This window comes from Thermophagus xiamenensis (assembly GCF_900112795.1).
GTDB classification, from domain to species: Bacteria; Bacteroidota; Bacteroidia; order Bacteroidales; family Marinilabiliaceae; genus Thermophagus; species Thermophagus xiamenensis.
This window is the reverse complement of record NZ_FONA01000009.1, coordinates 71750-91496: the sequence shown is the minus strand read 5'-3', so window position 1 is coordinate 91496 and position 19747 is coordinate 71750. Positions and strand designations below refer to the sequence as shown.

18 protein-coding genes are annotated in these 19747 nt (G+C 36.8%); all 18 read left to right on the top strand.

Translation table 11 applies throughout. The features are described from left to right. Positions 1–130: 130 nt before the first annotated feature. The gene (locus BM130_RS07045) at positions 131–460 is read left to right on the top strand and encodes a hypothetical protein (protein WP_010526342.1); all 330 of its coding nucleotides are present in this window, start codon (positions 131–133) and stop codon (positions 458–460) included. A 4-nt stretch (positions 461–464) separates the two neighbouring features. Beyond that, positions 465–830, top strand: coding sequence for a response regulator (locus tag BM130_RS07040; protein ID WP_010526343.1), 366 nt, complete (start codon positions 465–467; stop codon positions 828–830). A 76-nt stretch (positions 831–906) separates the two neighbouring features. Beyond that, positions 907–2970 carry a chemotaxis protein CheA gene (locus tag BM130_RS07035; RefSeq protein WP_010526344.1) on the top strand — a complete coding sequence of 688 codons (2064 nt, stop codon included), beginning with the start codon at positions 907–909 and terminating at the stop codon, positions 2968–2970. 18 nt (positions 2971–2988) lie between these two features. Continuing rightward, positions 2989–3441 (top strand): chemotaxis protein CheW, encoded by a 453-nt coding sequence (locus BM130_RS07030; protein WP_010526345.1) that lies wholly within the window; start codon positions 2989–2991, stop codon positions 3439–3441. Positions 3442–3473: 32 nt separating this feature from the next. After that, the gene (locus BM130_RS07025) at positions 3474–3950 is read left to right on the top strand and encodes a chemotaxis protein CheW (protein WP_010526346.1); all 477 of its coding nucleotides are present in this window, start codon (positions 3474–3476) and stop codon (positions 3948–3950) included. A gap of 3 nt (positions 3951–3953) precedes the next feature. Beyond that, entirely contained in the window at positions 3954–4823 is an 870-nt protein-coding gene (locus BM130_RS07020) for a CheR family methyltransferase (RefSeq protein ID WP_010526347.1), read from the top strand. Between the two features lie 93 nt (positions 4824–4916). Further along, positions 4917–5816 (top strand): sensor histidine kinase, encoded by a 900-nt coding sequence (locus BM130_RS07015; RefSeq protein WP_010526348.1) that lies wholly within the window; start codon positions 4917–4919, stop codon positions 5814–5816. Positions 5817–5828: 12 nt separating this feature from the next. After that, positions 5829–6302 carry a chemotaxis protein CheD gene (locus BM130_RS07010; protein WP_010526349.1) on the top strand — a complete coding sequence of 158 codons (474 nt, stop codon included), beginning with the start codon at positions 5829–5831 and terminating at the stop codon, positions 6300–6302. A 9-nt stretch (positions 6303–6311) separates the two neighbouring features. Then, positions 6312–7391, top strand: coding sequence for a protein-glutamate methylesterase/protein-glutamine glutaminase (locus BM130_RS07005; protein WP_010526350.1), 1080 nt, complete (start codon positions 6312–6314; stop codon positions 7389–7391). Between the two features lie 206 nt (positions 7392–7597). After that, positions 7598–9484, top strand: a complete 1887-nt coding sequence (locus BM130_RS07000) for a PAS domain S-box protein (protein WP_010526351.1) — start codon at positions 7598–7600, stop codon at positions 9482–9484. A gap of 30 nt (positions 9485–9514) precedes the next feature. Further along, a complete protein-coding gene (locus BM130_RS06995) occupies positions 9515–10345 on the top strand; it encodes a CheR family methyltransferase (protein WP_029626453.1) in 831 nt (276 codons plus the stop codon). Next, the gene (locus tag BM130_RS06990; RefSeq protein WP_010526353.1) at positions 10323–11171 is read left to right on the top strand and encodes a CheR family methyltransferase; all 849 of its coding nucleotides are present in this window, start codon (positions 10323–10325) and stop codon (positions 11169–11171) included. The genes BM130_RS06995 and BM130_RS06990 overlap by 23 nt, the downstream gene beginning before the upstream one ends. A 112-nt stretch (positions 11172–11283) precedes the next feature. Further along, the gene (locus BM130_RS06985; protein WP_010526354.1) at positions 11284–11862 is read left to right on the top strand and encodes a chemotaxis protein CheB; all 579 of its coding nucleotides are present in this window, start codon (positions 11284–11286) and stop codon (positions 11860–11862) included. Positions 11863–11885: 23 nt separating this feature from the next. Then, on the top strand, positions 11886–12659 hold the full coding sequence (locus tag BM130_RS06980; RefSeq protein WP_029626455.1) for a GAF domain-containing protein: 774 nt from the start codon (positions 11886–11888) through the stop codon (positions 12657–12659). 368 nt (positions 12660–13027) lie between these two features. Beyond that, positions 13028–15643 carry a PAS domain S-box protein gene (locus BM130_RS06975; RefSeq protein ID WP_010526356.1) on the top strand — a complete coding sequence of 872 codons (2616 nt, stop codon included), beginning with the start codon at positions 13028–13030 and terminating at the stop codon, positions 15641–15643. A 32-nt stretch (positions 15644–15675) separates the two neighbouring features. Further along, positions 15676–16248, top strand: coding sequence for a SiaB family protein kinase (locus BM130_RS06970; protein WP_010526357.1), 573 nt, complete (start codon positions 15676–15678; stop codon positions 16246–16248). A 16-nt stretch (positions 16249–16264) separates the two neighbouring features. Beyond that, positions 16265–16645, top strand: coding sequence for a DUF1987 domain-containing protein (locus tag BM130_RS06965; protein ID WP_010526358.1), 381 nt, complete (start codon positions 16265–16267; stop codon positions 16643–16645). Between the two features lie 33 nt (positions 16646–16678). Then, positions 16679–19741 carry an ATP-binding cassette domain-containing protein gene (locus BM130_RS06960; protein WP_029626456.1) on the top strand — a complete coding sequence of 1021 codons (3063 nt, stop codon included), beginning with the start codon at positions 16679–16681 and terminating at the stop codon, positions 19739–19741. Positions 19742–19747: the final 6 nt, after the last annotated feature.

Sequence of the window (19747 nt, the reverse complement as noted above, 5' to 3'; positions counted from 1 at the left end):
AATTTAACAAAATAGCTTTTTCAATTTGTCAGGAAGCGATTGAGTGTTTTAACTTTTTTGAGTTGAAGTTATTGGATATCAGCTTGAAACTGAAATGAAGATTAAGTTTAATATTTAGTGAAACGCCATTATGAAGGACGACAGTTATTCAGTCCAATTAAAAAACGAAAAAGAAAAACAAGTGCTGACCTTTTCCGGTCAGTTAACAATAAATTATATTCAAAAAATTAAAGATGCTGTAACAAAGCAAATCAACTTTTCTAAAGATTTAGAAATTAAGGTAGAAAACCCTGATAATTTGGATATCACTTTTCTGCAATTATTGCAATCGTTAAAGATTACTTTTGAGCAGAATCAACAAAATTTCTCAGCAACTGCAACCTTACCGAATGAGTTGTTGAGTTTAATATCCAATGCGGGATTTTCCACCTTGTTGAGTTGTAACCCTGTAAACAATTAAACATATGGCAAAAACAGTTCTTATTGTTGATGATTCTGAAAGTATCCGGGAAGTTGTGAACTTCACTCTCCAAAATGAAGGATATGATGTTTTGGTCGGTGTTGATGGGCAGGATGCTCTTCAATATTTGGATGGCCGACCCATTGATATTATTATTACAGACCTCCATATGCCTAACATGGATGGGTTAGAGCTTATACGTAAAGTTAGAGAGATGGATAACTATAAACACATTCCCATTTTATTTCTTACTACTGAATCCCAGGCAGCAAAAAAAATGGAGGCTAAACAGGCTGGCGCTACCGGATGGATTATTAAACCCTTTGTCCCGGCTAAATTGTTAAGCGCTATTTCGAGGGTTCTTCGCTAAATTCTATTATATCTGTCTATTAATAGCTATTTGCTTTCTCTTGTAGGCAAAAAAATGTGAGAAACCGCAAAATAATATGATTGATAAATTTAAAGCCAAGTTTGTTGAAGAATCTTTAGATAATGTGAATGATTTGGAAGAAGCTCTCTTTGCTTTAGAAAATGACATGCAAAGCAAAGAACTTATAGAGCGCATCTTCCGGGCTATGCATTCCCTCAAAGGTGGAGGAGCCATGTTTGGCTTTAATCACCTTAGCGAATTTACACATCACCTCGAAAATATATTTGATCAGATTCGAAACAACAAACTTGAAGTTACTAATGACTTGATTTCTCTCACCTTTTCCGCGGTTGATGAAATTAAATACCTTCTGGATAAAGGAGATTTGACTGAAGAAGAGGATCTGGAGGAATTTAACAGCTTAATGGAGAAAATACAGGCTTTTCTGCATGATGACGGCGCACCTAGTGTTTCTCATAAAACATCTTCTTCCAACGCTGTTGACGATAATTCGGATTCGAAGATTTACTTAATTTCTTTTATCCCGCGGGAAAATTTGCTTCAAAATGGAACTAATCCATTGTTCCTCCTGGATGATTTGCATGCCTTGGGTGATGGACACAGCATCGTTTTTACTCATAAAGTTCCCCCTTTTGATGCTTTAGTCCCTGATTACAATTATTGTTTTTGGCAAATTATTCTGTCTACTTCCGAACCAGTTAATGAAATTAAGGATGTTTTCATTTTCGTTGAAGATGAATGTGATCTTTCGATCGAAGAAGTAGGAAAAGGAAGTTTTAAACTTACCCCACCCATTGAAAAACTTATTGAAAGCGCGCGTCAAGCTAATTCCTTGATTAAATCCTCTGAATTAAAAATATTATTAAATAAGGTTGATAAAAAGGAGGATAACAAATCTTCTCAAAAGGCTAAGTCGGGGACAAATAAACAAAAAACGCAGCTCAAAGAGCATAAAATTTCGAGTATCCGGGTTGCTTCCAAAAAGATTGATGAACTGGTAAACCTGGTAAGTGAGCTGGTAACAACACAGGCCCAGTTGAGTGTATATGCCGAAAAAAAAGGTGATAGTGATATTTTGACCTTGGCCGAAAATGTCCAGAAGCTATCCCGACAATTAAGGGATAATGCCTTTGAGATTAGTCTTATTCCCATGCAAAGCGAGTTGATGCGTTTTCAACGGCTGGTTAGGGATTTGTCTAAAGAACTTGGGAAAGAAACTGAATTTGTTATTGAAGGTGGGGATATTGAGCTGGATAAAAATATTATTGAACATCTAACAGATCCTTTACTGCATATTTTACGAAATTGCGTTGACCATGGTATTGAGACGCCTGAAGAGCGCGTTGCTGCTGGTAAGTCGCCTAAAGGTAATATTTATTTTAAGGCGTATTATGAAGGTGCTAACGTGATGATTGAAGTCACTGATGATGGAAAGGGGATAGATGTTAACGCCATTAAAGCCAAAGCCATAAAAAGAGGACTGATTCATGAAACAGATGAACTTACCCAAAAGGAAATTATGGATCTGGTTTTTACCAGTGGCTTTTCCACAAGAGATACCGTATCAGATGTTTCAGGCCGTGGTGTGGGAATGGACGTTGTTCGAAAAAAAATTGCCGAAATTCGGGGGGAAGTTACTATAGATTCTCAAGTTGGCCAAGGAACAACCATCACTTTACGTTTACCCCTTACCTTGTCTATTATCGATGGGTTATTGTTAAAAGTAGGATTTAACAAATACGTTGTACCCATTTCTTCAATAGAAAAGATCTATTCTTTAGCGAAAGAGCAATTAAGAGACTCATTTAATAGGGTAGTCGTTATTGATAATACACAAATCCCTTATGTTGATTTGCGGGATGTGTTCAAAGAAGAAAAACAAGAGACTACTAATATTCAGATGGTATTAATTAGACATGAGAATAAAAGACTTGGATTATTGGTTGATGAGGTGCTGGGAGAGCATCAGACGGTTGTTAAGCCAATGGGACGCTATCTCCAAAGACATGAAGTAATATCCGGAGCATCTGTTTTAGGTGACGGTTCCATTGCTTTAGTTGTTGATACCAACAGAATTTTTCAATTCAGTGGTGGTAATAATAGTGGAAAAAACAATTAAATGTCAAAAGGTTAAATTATGGCCGGGCAACAACAAAATAATACCCTTCTATCTTTTAAAGTTGGTGAGGAGTTTTTTGCTTTAGATGCCATGAAGGTAAATCATATCCTTGAGGTTTCTGAGATCACTAAAGTTCCGAATACTCCTGAATTTATGAAAGGTGTGATAAATCTTCATGGAAATATTGTTCCTGTAGTTGACTTAAGAGTGATGATGGGTTTTCCGGATAAAGGTATTAATCATGACACAGCCATTATTGTTGTTTCCCCGGATGACCAACAAGAGAATAATTTGGGGGTAATGGTGGATATGGTGAAAGAGGTTATTGAGGCAGAAGGTATTGAGGTGAAACCCACAGTGGTTGATTCAAAGAAAAGTCGCATTAAAAATTTTAAAGGGACTTTTCTTTTTGAAAACCAATTCATTCATATTGTAGACGTGCAAGAGTTAACTATTGCAGCTGAAATTTAAATTGAATTTTGGATTTTAATTAAAATAGATAGATGGAGTCCTATCTGACATTTAGACTTGCCAAAGAAGTCTTTGCAATACATGTTTCCAGGGTTTTAGAAATCCGGGAATACGAGCAACCAAAACCTGTTCCCAAGCAATCGGTTTTTTTAGCCGGGTTGCTTGAATTTAGAGAAGAAGTTATTCCGGTAATTGATACCGGTATTAAATTTAATTTGGGTTCTGTGAAACTCTCCAAAAACTCAGTTTTTGTTGTCCTTAATTTAGAATCAGGCCAAGGTAATTATAGAGTTGCCATTTTGGTCGATTCGGTTTCTGATGTAATTGAAGTCGAGGAGAAGGCGTTAAAGCCTATTCAACAGGAATATAAACCAGGCTATGTGGATGGCCTATTTAAATTTGAGAATGATTTTATTTTGGTTTTAGATCCTGATAAAGTTTTTACTGATAAAGAGGTAATCGAAATGAATAAAATTGTTTCGATTGCCAAAGAGCAGTGGAGTAGTTAAGAAATGATGGTTGAAGAAAATAGTGCTAAAGGTTTTGATTGTTTTAAAGCCCAACTGTCTGAACAAGATTTTCAGGCTTTTAGTACATTTATATATAGGGAATATGGGATTAAAATGCCTCCTGCCAAGCGCATTATGCTTCAAGGCAGGTTGTTAAAGAGAATTCGTGAATTAAAGATGAATTCCTATTCCCAATATCGGGATTTTTTCTTTAGTAAAGAAGGCCAAAAAAAGGAGTTGTTTAATTTTTTAAATGTTATAACAACCAATAAAACCGATTTTTTTAGAGAACCGGTACATTTTGATTTTTTATCGGAACAGGTCTTACCGGATTTTTCTACCCGTGGAGGAATGAAACAGCCTTTTAAAGTATGGAGTGCAGGCGTTTCGAGTGGCGAGGAAGGTTACACCATTGCTATCGTTCTTAGCGAATTTAAGTTGAGAAATCCAGGTTTCAGGTTTGAAATATTGGGGACAGATATTTCAAATAAAATGCTTGAAACTGCGGCTAAAGGTGTTTATAAGGAGGCTAAAATCGATATGGTTCCTCAGGCATTAAAAAAGCGCTACTTCTTAAGAAGCAAGAATCGTCTGAATCCAACTGTTCGGGTAATCCCTGAACTCCAAAAAGATTTTAAACTTAAGTATTTGAATTTAATGGATCAGTCATATGATGTGGTGGAAAAATTCGATGTTATTTTTTGCAGAAATGTGCTTATTTATTTTGACAGAAACACTCAAGAAAAGGTTATTAACCGTCTGTGTCGGCATCTAAAATCAGACGGCTATTTTTTTATTGGTCATTCTGAATCATTGTCGGGAATGGATGTTCCGCTCGAAAATGTTAAGCCAACTATTTTTAAGCGGAAATAAAACTTTAATGGTTGTAATTGTTTTGAATTTGAATTAAGGCTATAAAAGATAAATGATTTATTAATACGATGACGCTTTTTTAAATGATGCATTATGGCAAACATTAGTGACAGACAGCTTTTAAAAGAATTAAGAGAGAAGCTAAACGAGCGGAAGAAATTTGAGCAGGAAGTTCAAATGCTCACAAAGGAATTGCAGGAGGTTACCAAAAAGCTTAGAGAATCAGAAGCTCTTAAAAGCCACTTTATTTCCAATATTTCCAATGAGATTGTCAACCCTTTTACCTCTATTCTCGGGTTATCCAAATCAATTCTTTCGGTTGAAAAGAATGACTGGAAGAAAGTGGTTTCCATGGTGGCCTTAATTCATAGTGAGGCTTTTAATTTAGATTTTCAATTGAGGAATATTTTTGTTGCTGCAAAAATTGAAGCTGGGGAGGTTACACCTAATATCTCAAAGGTCAATATTCGGGGTGTAATCCAAAGTATTATCGATTCCTTTAGTCTCGTAGCCCGAAAAATGGGGATTGAAATAGACTTTGAATGGGAAATTGAATATGGCTTTGGGAAAAACTTTTATTTTAAAACCGATAGTGAAAAACTGAAGCTTATTTTAAGCAATTTGTTGAATAATGCGTTGAAATATAGCTATAAAGATGGCAAGGTAATTATTAGGGTTTGGGCCAATGACGAAATACTGAGTTTCTCAGTAAGAGATTTTGGTACAGGTATTTCCGAAAAAAACCAAAAAATCATTTTCGAGCGTTTTAAGAGGCTTGATACTGGCATTAACTCCATCAACCGTGGTCATGGACTTGGCCTTTCCATTACAAAAGCTCTTCTGGATGTTTTAGGAGGAGAAATTGAAATTGAAAGCCGGAAAGGTGAGGGATCGACCTTTACCATACACCTTCCTGAAGCCAAAAATGTTGTTGAAGGTTTTAGTGGTGAAGGTAATGACATCTTTTTTGACGATGGTGATGAGATTTTTTAAGGTTTTTACTAAATGGAGCAACAATATACACAACATTTTTTATACCCATCCACCTTGTTTGCCAGTAGAGAGCCCTATGTGGTGAAAACCATTTTAGGATCATGTGTTGCCATTTGTTTATGGGATCCGGTAACTAAAATTGGTGGTATTAATCATTATATGCTCCCCACTTGGAACGGGAATGATTTGGCCTCCCCTAAATATGGGAATATTGCCATTGATAAGTTATTGGAACGAATGATATTTTTGGGTGCCAAACGGGAAAACCTCAAAGCCAAAATTTTTGGTGGCGCCGAATTACTGGAAAGCGGTGCTAATGGCACTTTGATTGGTGAACGGAACATAAGGGTAGCTCGGCTTATTCTGGAAGAAAAAAAGATTCCGGTGGTAGCTTCTAGCACTGGAGGTCGAAAAGGCCGTAAGATTCTTTTTTTTACCGACACTGGCGAGGTAAGACATAAGTTTTTAGATAAAAAGGAATTGTAATTTATAGAAATGAGTAAAAAAATCCGGGTTTTAGTTGTTGATGATTCGGCTGTTGTTAGGCAAAGCTTGTCTGCTATATTGGAGTCTGACCCCGATATTGAAGTCATGGGGACTGCAGCAGATCCTCTAATTGCTGTTAAAAAGATTATGAAAGAGGTGCCGGATGTAATTACACTGGATATTGAAATGCCCCGGATGGATGGCTTAACATTCCTTCGAAAAATTATGTCGCAACATCCTATTCCTGTTGTTGTAATTTCTTCTCTTACTACCGAAGGGACTGAAACAGCCATGAGAGCTCTTGAATATGGTGCATCTGAGATTATTGGGAAGCCCGCCATGAATGCCGGGCAATTTATTAATGAGTCTAAAATTTTATTGTGTGATGCTGTTAAGGCGGCCTCCCAGGCAAAACTTACTCGCCTTAAGTTAAATCATCATAACCATATTGATTGGATTGCCCCTAAATTGTCCGCCGATGTTATTCTTAAAAAAAGCGTTTCGTATAAAAAAATCATTGACACCGAAAAAATCATTGTATTAGGTGCATCAACAGGTGGAACCGAGGCTATCCGTGCTTTTTTAAAAGTGCTTCCTGCTAAAATGCCTGGAATTGCTATTGTTCAGCACATGCCCGAAGGCTTTACCCGCTCATTTGCTAAAAGTCTTAATGCATTGTGTAATCTGGAAGTTAAAGAAGCTGAAAATGGTGATAGATTATATCAGGGACGAGTGCTTATTGCACCCGGAAATCACCATATGCTGCTTAAGCGTACCGGTAAAGAGTATTCGGTTGAGGTAAGAGAAGGTCCTTTGGTCAACCGGCATCGCCCTTCCGTAGATGTTCTTTTCCGGTCAGCGGCTCGTTATGCTGGACAAAATGCCATGGGAATCTTACTTACCGGTATGGGAAGTGACGGCGCAAAAGGATTATTGGAAATGAAAGAGGCTGGTGCTGCTACCCTGGTTCAGGATGAAGAAACGTCTGTAGTTTTTGGAATGCCTAAAGAAGCGATCAAATTAGGAGCGGCCCAAAAAGTGCTTCCAATTGATAAAATGGCACCTTATGTTATGAAATATTTTATTTGATTTTTTGAAATACGCCTCCAAATTATAATTGATAATTTTGCATTAGTGCTTTTCACGGTTATAACTTTTTTTTTGATTGTACGTTTAGGTTCGAAAATATATTCCATTATTTGAAGGAATTTGAAAAATTTTATTAATCAGAGAAACGAAAAAAGTTAATCCTGCATAACTAATTTTACTACTTAAGAGGTCAAAGAGTTGACAACATGAAGAAGAAAGATTATCGTAACATATTATCGCAATATTCGCTCAGAGGTTTTGCCTTTGGTTTGATTTTGGCTGTGCTCATAATTTTACTTAGTCTTGATGCCGGACCAGTAAAGCAAACCGGTGAAGGATTATGGAGCCTCCTTTATTTGGTACCAGGTATGTGGATTGTGGTATTTTTCCCTTTCATTTTTGCTTTTCTTGGTTATCAGGTATCGAGTGTTTTTGTTAGGGCACTTCGCAAACAGCATAAACGTATCAAGAAAGAGGCTAGCAAAACCCGTATGGTGTTGGGGTTTATCGACAACCTTAGACAGGGTAAATTAGATGAGATAATTCCTAATAACAGGAAGCACGATGCTTTGACGAATGCCCTTATAAAGCTTAGAGAATTCATGATTCAAAGCAAAAAAGAACAGGAACAGCGTCGATTGGAGGAAGAACAACGGGCTTGGGTGACACAAGGTCTCGCTCAGTTTGCCGAACTTTTAAGGAAAAATAACGATAACCTTGAAGAACTTTCCTATAACATTATTCATTATCTGGTTAATTATATGAAGATTAACCAAGGTGGATTTTTCCTGTTAAATCAACCCGAAACCGGGGAAGAAGGGGAAAAGTATTTTGAAATGACGGCCTGTGTTGCTTACGACCGTAGAAAATTTGCCGACAAAATAATTAAGTGGGGTGAAGGATTAGTGGGGCGGTGCGCTTTGGAAAAAGAAACTATTTATATGACAGATGTGCCTGATGGGTATGTCAATATAACTTCGGGACTTGGTGAAGCTACTCCTGGTGCCATTTTGATTGTGCCACTTAAAGCTAATGAAGAGATTTATGGTGTTATTGAGCTAGCCTCTTTTAGGCCTTTTCAGCAATTTGAAATCGAATTTGTTGAAAAGTTGGGTGAAAGTATTGCAGTTACTATTTCTACCGTTAAGACCAATATAAAAACTTCCAAGTTGCTGAAAGAAACCCAAATTCAGGCGGAAAAAATGGCTCAGCAGGAAGAGGAACTGCGGCAAAATCTTGAAGAGATGACCGCCACTCAAGAGGAAAGTGAAAGGCGGGAAATAGAAATGCAAGGGATTCTCGATGCTATTGACCATGCAGCTATAAGCTGTGAATTTGAAACTGATGGAACACTTATTTCGGTAAATCATAATTTCCTGAATACTTTCAAATATCGACCTGAAGAAATTGAAGGGCAAAATCTTAAAATTTTCTTTTTTAAGGAAGATGAACCTGAGCTAGATAAAATTCTTTCTCAACTGCAAAAAGGGCAGAACTTCCGTGGTCGTGTAAGGCGTAGAACTAAACTGGGGGAAGAAATATATTTACTTACCACCTATTCGCCGGTGGTTGATAATGATGGCAATATAATGAAGATTCTTAGTTTGGAGAATGATGTAACCGAGCAGGTGAAGATGGAAGAGGCTCTTAAACGTTCCAAAGAGGAATTGGGTATTATGCTTGAAGAGGCCAGAAATGAAGTGAAAGAGCATTTTAAGGAAATTGAAGCTGTGAAAATCAGAAATGAAAAGACTCTGGAAGGGGCACTTGATGCCATTATTACCACTAATAAAGATGGAATCTTGGAGTTTTTTAATGCGGCGGCTGAAAAATTATGGGGCTATTCACGAGAAGAGGTGTTAGGGAAACACGTTTCTAAGCTCTTTTCAAAAAATACAGCTAAAAATGATCCATTTGTGTCTGCTTTTGTTAATCCTGGAGAAAACAAAATAATTGGACAACGTAAAGAAGTGCCTATTTTGAATAAATACGGTGAAGAAGTTCCGGTACTTTTCCTATTATCAGAAGCCCAGGTGGGTGACGACCATTCTTACACCGCATTTATTCAAAATGTTGAAGTTGAGTTGTTTTAATTGATTGAAGAGTTGTATCAACCCAAAGTAATGACCTATAAAGAATACCTCCGGGTGCTTAAAGAGCATACACCCTATGATTTTTCTGAATATTCCGATAATTCTATTAACAGAAGAATCCAAAAGGTGATGCAAGACCATAAGATGACCTTCGATGAGTTAACAGCCCGTACCCTCTCTGATAATCGTTTTGTTGAAGAGGTTGTTGAAGCCATCACCGTTAATACAACAGATTTTTTTAGAGACCCTGAATTGTGGAGATTTTTATTTGAAAAACATTTATCTATTTATCGCAAAAATGGAGTTATCAATATTTGGCATGCAGGCTGCTCTACTGGGCAGGAAGTTTTTTCCCTTTTAATCTTATTTAATGAACTGGGGATGCTCCCTAAAACCAGAGTCTTTGCCACCGACATAAGTCAAAAAGCTTTAGATAAAGCAAAAGAGGGAATTTATAAACACCAAATTGAAAGGGGATGTATTGACAATTTTTCAAAAGTTTTTAATGACCCTAAGAAAGGCGAGCAGATTTTAGATAAATATTTTGACGTTGATTCAATGAATGACATCATTACTGTTAAACCATTACTAAAGAAAAATATAAAATTCATTCGCCATGATCTGGTAAAAAATGGCTTACCATTCTATAATAAAATGGATATTGTCTTTTGCAGAAATGTCCTTATTTATTTTAATGCCAAATTACAAACTAGAATTATTCAACGTTTTTTTGATGTATTGTTCTCTAATGGTACACTTGTTTTGGGTGCTCACGAAAGTTTAAATGGTTTTTTTAAAACTAAATTTGAAAAAACGGGCCCTGTTTTTAAAAAAAGCAATGGGTTTCATTTTAGATGCTGATTACAATATTTTGAACATGGGTGTTTCTCTTAGTATAAAAGAAATTAAAACAGTTACCAGTGAAATGTCCAAGTATGATTGTTTGGATTATTCCGGGCACTCCTTCTCTTTTTTAAAAAGAAGGCTTGGACATATCTTTTCCCAACTTAAGATACGCCGATTGACCCAGTTTTGTGAACAATTGGCTGATGAAAATTTCAGGGAATTGATAAACTATCATATGGCCGTTAATGTGACCGAAATGTTCCGCGACCCCGGATTTTGGAGGGTCTTAAGACGTGATGTTTTTTCTTTATTCGATAAGGAAGGCTGGTCGGTATGGTTCCCCGATACACCTTCGGGAGAGGAGGTTTATTCTTTGTTGATTTTGCTAAAAGAACAAGGAATACTTAATAACGTGAAGGTTTTGTGTCAGCATCCCTCTAAAGAAAAATGCAGAGAAATCTCTGAAGGAGTCATAGATCAGAAAAAAATAGAGATTAGTTATAATAACTATCGAAGGCTGGAAGAGAAAGACTTGTTCAACAATTATTTTATCGAGAAGGAGGGTGAAAAATATTTTAACAAAGAGCTTTTGGAATTCTGTGAGTTTAAGTGTGCTTCGGTAGGAGTGGGCGATTTTAATGAAAAATTTGATTTAATTCTTTTTCGGAATTCAGGCATTAATTATACGGTTCGTAAGAAAGAAGAGCTTTTAGCGAGGTTGCTAAGCAATTTAAAAACGGGTGGAATTATTGCCTTGGGTGTTCGAGAGTCTATTCCCGAGGTATTTCATAATCAGTTATGTGTTTTAGATAGGAAAGAAAGTATATTTAAAAAAATTTGAAGGCTCTTTAGATTGTTTTATTGCAGATCGTATAGTTCCCTGTTGGTAAAAGTTCAAGTTTGGGAAATTATTAATTAAACGAGATAATAAACTAAATATATAAAAGGATTGGATGAATATACCGGATCAGAAGTTTAAAGTGGTCGTTATAGGTGGTTCGGCCGGAAGTTTTTCAGTTGTATCCAGGATACTTTCTCAACTGGATCCATCCTTTTCTGTCCCAATAGTGTTATGTCTTCATCGTCTTAAGCATATACGCTCCGGGCTGGTAGAGGGACTGAATATGAAGTCAAAAATTCCGGTTGTGGAACCGTATGATAAAGATAAGTTAAGGCCTGGTATTGCCATGTTGGCACCTTCAAATTATCACCTTTTTGTTGAATTTGATGGTACGGTTTCTTTGTCTACTGAAGAGGTAAATAATCATAGTAGGCCTTCTATCGATTATGCCTTTTCGTCGGCAGCATTTGCATTCAGAGAAAAAGCCCTCGGGATTATTCTGACCGGTGCCAATAGAGATGGAGCGCAAGGAATTAAATGTATTCACGATAAAAAAGGATTTACAATTGTTCAGGACCCCGCTTCTTGTGAGGTCGATACAATGCCTCGGGCTGCACTCAAGTTGTTTACCCCCAACCAGGTCCTTAAACCTGATGAAATTGTTCAGGTATTGAATCAATTAAAGGGGTAATAAAACAAGGTAAAAAAATGAATATGATCAGGCATTTTTTTAATAACCATAATTTTCAAAAATGGCTTTTCCTTTTCGGAGGTATTGCCTTTACCTTGTCGTTGTTTAAAAATGTTTTTCTCAGTCATTATCCAGGAACTTCATATTATTTGGTTGAAACCCTGGCTTTTTTGTTTTTTTTGGCCGCTTTCTATATTAGCGATAAAAACAATCAATTTGTTCATCTTCAACTGAAAAAGTATAAAAATAAGCTAGAGGATGAACGGATAAAAAGTGAACAAAAAATAAGAGAATTGGAAAATTTAATTGCTGAATATGCCAGAAAAGACGATGAAGAAAAAAGGTTTGTTTCGTACCAGGATAAAATTATCCAAAAACTTGTCACCGATTCTCGTGTGCAATCTGATAAGCACCATTTTTTGTTTTTGTTAATTGAGTTTTTTCAAGGAATGGCCGCCATCTGGTACAAAAAAGAAGAACCTGATAATCAATTTAACGTAGAAGCCTCTTTCGGATTACCAGAAGATTTTGAACCCAAACCTTTTGTTGAAGGCGACGGGCTTAATGGGCAGGCTGTTACCGACAAGAAACCTTTGATGGTGAAAGATGTCCCTGCGGACTACGTGTCGGTTGAAACTGCCTTAGGGAAAAGTAAGAACTATTTTTTATACTTATTACCCATTTTAAAAGAAGGTGAATGTGTTGGGCTGATAGAAATCATGACCTTCAAGGATTGTGATGCAGAGCGGCATTGGCCGGCTATTATGGAACAACTAATTAAAAAGAATATTTTATAAGGATGGTCGGCTGATTAAGCGATGGCTAAAAACAGGAAAAAAATTATTGTTTTTTAATTGGGGCTAACAATAATTCTCTGTTTTTCCAAGGTTATGATTGTTCTTTTAGGAATTTTATGAAGGTCACTATTCTATATTGTTAGCAGAAAATATTGACTATACGGATGAAATGAGCATGGCGGCTTTCGCCACAAAAGAACATGTATAAAAACAAAGAGGCAGAAGTGCACCAGAAGTGCACAGGCAGAAGAAGTCAATAGTCATTAGTTGAACAGTCATTAGTGTTAATGGACTAGTGACAAATGAATAACCACTAATGACTACTTTTAAGAAACAATATATCAATGAAGTAAGTAAAATTTATACGGATGAATATATCTGAGAGATTATATAAAAGAGTTAGAAAGTTGTTCTATACAGGCGTATTGTCCGTAAAGGAACGTTTCTATCTTTTGGTTTTTATCTTTCTGTTTCTTTTTTTGGCATGGGAAGGTTTTCTGTCCATTGAAAAAAGTGTTTTTAGTTTTTCAAATATATTGTCGTTGCATACCTGGTGGTTGGTTTGGTTTGTTGATTTTTTAATTATTGCCATTCCTTTTTCTTTCGTCTTTGTTCGGAATTATTTAAATGAAAAAACTAACCGTTTTAGACTAGAGATTTGGAATTTAAAAAAGCGAATCGAGCATAATATTGCCCTGGCTAATCATCTAAAAGAGGGTAAAGAGGACCTGGATGAACTTTGTGCCGACGACCCCTTGGCTACGGTTTTGCGCGATATCGGGAAAAATATAAAAGTTGCCCGGCTTCGGGAGGAGGAGGAAAATTATATTTCCAGAGGCAAAGAGAAGATGTCGGACCTTTTAAGGATGCATAGAAATTTAGAGGAACTAACCCTTGCTGTTCTACGTGAATTAATCGAATATCTGGGGGCTATTCAAGGTGCTTTCTACATTTTGGAAGAGGATACTCTGAAACGTCGCGCCATGTATGCTTATAATCGTCGACGCTTTGAATATGACGAATTTAAAATCGGGCAAGGATTGGTGGGTGCCGCTGCTTATGAAAAGCAGTTAATTTATAGAACAGAAATACCTGATGATTATTGGAGCGTTACTTCCGGTTTACTTGGGGATAAGAAACCAAAGTCTTTGCTTGTTATTCCTTTGTTGCAGGAAGAAGAACTGCAAGGTGTTGTCGAAGTAGCATTCCTTAAAGAGCGCCTGGAAAACCGGCATTTAGCATTTGCTGAAGTGGTAGCAGAATCTATTGGGCAAACAATTTATAACCTGAAAATTACTGATCGTACTCAAAAGCTTTTGAAAGAGTCTCAGGAATTAACCAAAACGCTTCAGAAAAACGAAGAACAACTCCGGCAAAATGCTCAGGAGATGCTCGAAACGCAGGAAGAGCTGGAAAAATCCAATCAAATGCTTGAGGCACAAGTGCAGGAGGTTGCTAATGCTCAAAAACGGTTAGAAGCACTGTTGACCAATGCATCTGAATTTATTTCCATCTATAATGAAAAGCAGGAATTAATTTTTGAAAGCCCTTCCGTAAAAAGAATTTTGGGTTACGATGATGACGATAATGTTACGGGGATGGACCCTGATTTGCTTACTCCCAGAGGTTATCGTACCATTAATAATCTTTTTCAATATCTTCTGGAAACGCCGGGTGGTGAACAAACTGCTCAATATACCTACCTGAGGAAAAACGGTGAAAAATTATTTCTTGAAACCAAAGGTAAAAATTTACTGCATGACCCTGCTATTCGTGGTATAATTTTTAATACGCAGGATATTACTGAGCGCAAAAGAGCCGAAAAAGAGGAGCGCATGAAAAGTCGGATGCAAAGCCTATCCGAAAATAGCCCCGATATGATTATGCGCGTTAATATGATGGGGAAATTAGTTTATGTGAATCCTGCAGTGGCTCGTTTTGTCGGTATCCCTACTTCCGAAATTATTAAAAAGAGAGTAAGTGACCTGGAAGTTGATGCCCAGTTTGTTAATTATATTGAAGAAACTTTGTCAAATATTAAACAGAAGCAAGATACAATAATTTCCGAAGTAAAGGTAATGACTCAGGAAGGGGAAAGAATAATGGAAATTAAGAGTATCCCCGAATTGAATGATGATAATGAACTCGAGTCGGTGTTGTTTGTGTCACATGATATGACAGAGGTCAAAAAAATTGAAGCGGAAATTAAAGAGAAAAACAAAAAGATATCTGACAGTATCAATTATGCACAACGCATTCAGAGTTCATTGCTTCCCGATTCTAAATATTTGCAGGAGTATTTTCCTCGTTCGTTTATTTTTTATCGGCCTAAAGATGTGGTTAGCGGTGACTTCCCTTGGTTCCTCAAAAAAGACGATGTCTTTTTTGTTGCCGCGGTCGATTGCACCGGGCATGGAGTGCCAGGTGCTCTGCTCTCATTTATAGGCTATTTCTTGCTTAATAATATTGTTAGTGCTGATCCTTCTTTATCCTCTGCACAAATTATGGAACAACTTCATCAGGAAGTGCGTAGAACGCTTAAACAGGATAAAGAAGGTTCTACAGGTCGTGATGGTATGGACATTGCCCTGTGTAAAATTAATCCACAAAATAAGGTGCTGGATTTTTGTGGTGCTCATAGACCTTTATTTTTATTGCGTAAAGGTGAGTTATTGGAATTTCAGGGAACTCGTAAAGGCGTTGGGGGGGCTCCGCTACCTCGAAGGAAGGAGAAAGTGTTCGAAAATCACTTGATTGAGTATCAGGAGGGAGATAAGATCTTTATTTTTTCGGATGGTCTTCCCGACCAATTGGGTGGTCCTGACAGAAAGAAATTTCAACCCAAAAGAGTTCGAGAGGCCTTAACTATGGATCCCGGTTTTACTATGGCCCATTTTTCCAGGTTTTTCCCAAAAACATTTTATGAATGGATGGGAAATGAAAAACAAGTTGACGATGTTTTATTGATAGGAATTGAATTGTAATTATATTTACATCTTTAAAGACTTCATACATTATGAGTAAGGAAATAGAAAGTCACCGTTTTCTGGAGTTTGCTTACCAACTCTACAAGACGATGAAAACCAATGAGATTAATTTGGTTTATGAAGGAGAAGTTACTCAAGAAATCACCAAAACTTTTACTTCTCTTACTGAAAAAAATATGGCCCGAAGTGAAGAACCTAATCAGGTTCAGCGAAAGGTTTTTAATGTTATGGTCGAGTGTTTGCAGAATATTAGTAAGCATGCCGACACCTTGTCCGACGAAGGTGAAACCGATAAGCGTGGTATTGTTATGGTGAGTAAAGGTGAAGACAGCTACAAAATTATTACCGGGAATGTTATCCGTAATTCCAAAATCCCCGGTTTAAAAGAAAGTCTTGAACATATCAATAGCCTTGATAAAGCCGGATTATCTTCCCTTTACAAACAGCAAATCAAAGAAACTAAACTTTCCAAAAAGGGTGGTGCCGGGCTTGGACTTATTGATATCGCTAAAAAGACAGGAAGTAAATTATCCTATCAATTTAAAGAGCTCAATGATGATGTATCGTTTTTTATATTAACCTCTACTATTAAACGAAATTGAAAAATTTTTTAGATTTATGGATGTAATTAACATACAGGGAACTGATGACACTCCAAGTGTTATTTTAGACAAAGCCAGCGGAAAATTTGAAATTTCAGGTCGCTCCTTACCTGAGGACGTTAATATGTTTTATGAACCTATTTTGGATTGGATTGATCTCTATAGTGAGGATCCTAATGACCGGACCGAGTTTTCTTTTAAACTAGAGTATTTTAACACCGCTTCTTCTAAAATTATTCTGGACATATTATTGAAGCTGGAAGAAATTATGGAAAAAGGTAAAGAAGTGGTGATTAAATGGCATTATCATGAAGATGAAGAGGATATGTTGGAGGCGGGAGAAGAGTATGCCGATATTGTTGAAATCCCCTTCGATTACGTTTTGTATAACGACTAGACTATTTAGTGGTTTTTTACCTTTATCTGACCAATGAGCGAAGAAATTCTTAAGGCATTGATGCAACTGTTTGGCTTGATTGCCAAACAAGACGGAGGCGTTGAATCCAACGAAACGGAATATGTCAGAACCTTTCTTAAACACCAGCTTAATTCTGAGGCTGTTGAAGAGTATTATAAATTATTTTTGAAATATACTGCCGATTCCAGAGTTGGACGAGGCGAAGAGGGTAAGATCCGGCTGACTTCCATGAAAGATTCGGTTCGGATTTTGGGAATTTGTAAGAAAATTAACAAACAACTTAATCGTGAACAAAAGGTTGTTGTACTGGTCAGATTGTACGAACTGGTTAATGCCGATCATAAGTTTACCGAACAACGAATGGCCATCATTAATACGGTGGCCAATGTCTTTAAATTGTCCGATCAGGAAATTAGCAATGTCGAGAACTTTGTTATTCATAATGACCCGGGAAAGCTCGACTTTGGTAATTTGTTAATGGCTAAAGAGGAAGATCCTGGTTTTAAGGAGGCTAAATTTATTCATACACCAGGATTAGATGGGGCCATTATTATTCTTAGGGTTAAAAGTGCAGATCTTTACTTTATGAGATATACCGGTGATCAGGAAATCTTTCTTAACGGACTGGTCATCGATAAAAGAAGAATTTATCTGTTTCCCAACGGGAGCTTTATTAAGGTACCTAAAGGAAAACCCATCTACTTTACCGATGTGGTTGGTCATTTCATGACCGATACAAATACACCCCGCATTACTTATGAGGTTAAAAATGTGGAGTACCGTTTCAAAAGTGGTGATATCGGTATTCGAAACATTGAAATGGCTGAAGAGCAGGGAAAACTCATCGGTATTATGGGAGCCAGCGGTGCGGGAAAAACAACCTTGCTGAATGTGCTGTCGGGTATTGAAACACCAACAAAAGGACAAGTTCTCATTAATGGCTATGACCTCCATCGGGATGCCGAAAAGTTAGAGGGGGTTATTGGGTTAATCCCTCAGGACGATCTTTTAATTGAAGAGCTTACCGTTTTTGAAAATCTTTATTATAACGCCAAACTTTGCTTTAAAGATAAAAGTGAAGAGGAAATTCATCAACTGGTAGATGATACCCTTAAAAGCCTGGGACTTTATGACCGCCGACATCTTAAAGTGGGGTCCCCTCTCAATAAAATGATCAGTGGTGGTCAACGCAAACGTCTTAACATTGCTTTAGAGTTAATTCGCGAGCCCGCTATTTTATTTGTTGATGAACCTACTTCAGGCTTGTCATCACGGGACTCCGAAAATGTGATGAACCTGTTGAGAGAACTTGCTTTAAAAGGGAAACTTATTTTTGTGGTAATTCACCAACCTTCGTCAGACATCTTTAAGATGTTTGATAAAATGTATATTCTCGATACCGGAGGGTATCCTGTCTATTATGGCAATCCCAGTGAATCGTTGATCTACTTTAAACGGCTTGATGCACAAATTAATAGCGATGTAGGTGAGTGCCCTACTTGTGGAAACCTTAATCCCGAACTAATTTTTAATATCATCGATTCTAATGTAATTGATGAATACGGTAATTATACAGACCAAAGAAAGGTGTCGCCAGAAGAGTGGCATGAACAGTTTAAAAAAAATATTCAGATTCCCCAGGTAAAAACCGTTCATGATACTCCACCTAAAAGTTTGAATATCCCTTCCTGGTTTAACCAGTTTAAGATTTATACCTTACGTGATTTCTTTTCTAAAATCAGCAATACCCAATATATCCTGCTAAATCTTTTAGAAGCCCCGTTACTTGGGTTTATTTTATCCTATTTGGTAAGATATATTGCCGACCCTTCTTCAAATGTTTATATCTTTAGAGAGAATGAAAACATCCCCCCTTACATTTTTATGGGAATTGTTGTAGCACTATTTTTTGGTTTGATCATAAGTGCCGAAGAAATTTTTAAGGATGCCAAAATATTAAAAAGAGAGGCATTCCTAAATCTAAGCCGATCGAGCTATCTGATGTCTAAAATTCTTATACTTTTTGCTATTTCTGCCATTCAAATGGTGTTGTTCGTTTGGGTGGCCAATACCGTTCTTGGTATTAAAAATATGTATTTTGAATTCTGGATAGCTCTTTTCACGATATCTGCCTTTGCAAATATTCTGGGGCTGATTATTTCAGCATCTTTTAATTCCATTATTACCATTTATATTCTTATTCCCTTACTGATGATTCCCCAAATGGTGTTGGGGGGTGCTATGTTTACTTTCGATAAGCTAAACAAGGACTTTTCAAGCCCCGATGTAGTGCCCGTTATTGCTGAATTCATGCCTTCCAGATGGATTTATGAAGGATTGATGGTGCATCAGTACAAGCACAACAATTTTAAGAAAAATATCTTTGATGTGGAGATGCGTGAAAGCATGGCTGACTTTAAACAGGTTTATTATATTCCTACATTAAGAGATATTGTTTCCGAAACACAACGCTATCTCAATGGTGATGAAAATATTTCCTCTGAGCAATTTAAAAGCAATATTGAGCTGCTGCGAAACGAGATTTCACGGGAAATGAAAAGAGTTCCTTCTATACCTTTTAATAACCTTAATCAAATTACACCCGATCAATTTTCCGATAAAACCGTTGTTGATATTAATAACTATTTGGATCGTATCCTGAAATATTACCAGAATGAATTCTTTAAAGCTAATTCCACTAAAGAACAGTTTCTTACGGCCAATATCAACGCCAATAGGGAAAAGTTTGAACGTATTCGCGATGACTATTTTAACGAAAGTATTAATGATATTGTCCGTAAGGTATTCGATAAGAATAAAATTTTGCGGGAGGATGATCATCTAATACAAATGGTTGATCCAATTTATCAAAAACCAGAGCCTTCTAATTATTTGGATTTCAGAACCCATTTTTTTGCCCCTGCAAAATATTTTGCAGGACATTTCTTTGAAACATTGTGGTTTAATATTGCCGTTGTGTGGGTGTTGACTATCCTCCTCTATATTGTGCTTTATTTTGATCTCCTTAAAAAAGGTCTTAATTTTGCCGGCCGGTTTAAACGAATAAAATCATAAGACGGG

Coding starts and splice junctions, on each gene's coding strand:
- BM130_RS07045 (WP_010526342.1), top strand. CDS start 131: ATGAAGGACGACAGTTATTCAGTCCAATTAAAAAACGAAAAAGAAAAA.
- BM130_RS07040 (WP_010526343.1), top strand. CDS start 465: ATGGCAAAAACAGTTCTTATTGTTGATGATTCTGAAAGTATCCGGGAA.
- BM130_RS07035 (WP_010526344.1), top strand. CDS start 907: ATGATTGATAAATTTAAAGCCAAGTTTGTTGAAGAATCTTTAGATAAT.
- BM130_RS07030 (WP_010526345.1), top strand. CDS start 2,989: ATGGCCGGGCAACAACAAAATAATACCCTTCTATCTTTTAAAGTTGGT.
- BM130_RS07025 (WP_010526346.1), top strand. CDS start 3,474: ATGGAGTCCTATCTGACATTTAGACTTGCCAAAGAAGTCTTTGCAATA.
- BM130_RS07020 (WP_010526347.1), top strand. CDS start 3,954: ATGATGGTTGAAGAAAATAGTGCTAAAGGTTTTGATTGTTTTAAAGCC.
- BM130_RS07015 (WP_010526348.1), top strand. CDS start 4,917: ATGGCAAACATTAGTGACAGACAGCTTTTAAAAGAATTAAGAGAGAAG.
- BM130_RS07010 (WP_010526349.1), top strand. CDS start 5,829: ATGGAGCAACAATATACACAACATTTTTTATACCCATCCACCTTGTTT.
- BM130_RS07005 (WP_010526350.1), top strand. CDS start 6,312: ATGAGTAAAAAAATCCGGGTTTTAGTTGTTGATGATTCGGCTGTTGTT.
- BM130_RS07000 (WP_010526351.1), top strand. CDS start 7,598: ATGAAGAAGAAAGATTATCGTAACATATTATCGCAATATTCGCTCAGA.
- BM130_RS06995 (WP_029626453.1), top strand. CDS start 9,515: ATGACCTATAAAGAATACCTCCGGGTGCTTAAAGAGCATACACCCTAT.
- BM130_RS06990 (WP_010526353.1), top strand. CDS start 10,323: ATGGGTTTCATTTTAGATGCTGATTACAATATTTTGAACATGGGTGTT.
- BM130_RS06985 (WP_010526354.1), top strand. CDS start 11,284: ATGAATATACCGGATCAGAAGTTTAAAGTGGTCGTTATAGGTGGTTCG.
- BM130_RS06980 (WP_029626455.1), top strand. CDS start 11,886: ATGATCAGGCATTTTTTTAATAACCATAATTTTCAAAAATGGCTTTTC.
- BM130_RS06975 (WP_010526356.1), top strand. CDS start 13,028: ATGAATATATCTGAGAGATTATATAAAAGAGTTAGAAAGTTGTTCTAT.
- BM130_RS06970 (WP_010526357.1), top strand. CDS start 15,676: ATGAGTAAGGAAATAGAAAGTCACCGTTTTCTGGAGTTTGCTTACCAA.
- BM130_RS06965 (WP_010526358.1), top strand. CDS start 16,265: ATGGATGTAATTAACATACAGGGAACTGATGACACTCCAAGTGTTATT.
- BM130_RS06960 (WP_029626456.1), top strand. CDS start 16,679: ATGAGCGAAGAAATTCTTAAGGCATTGATGCAACTGTTTGGCTTGATT.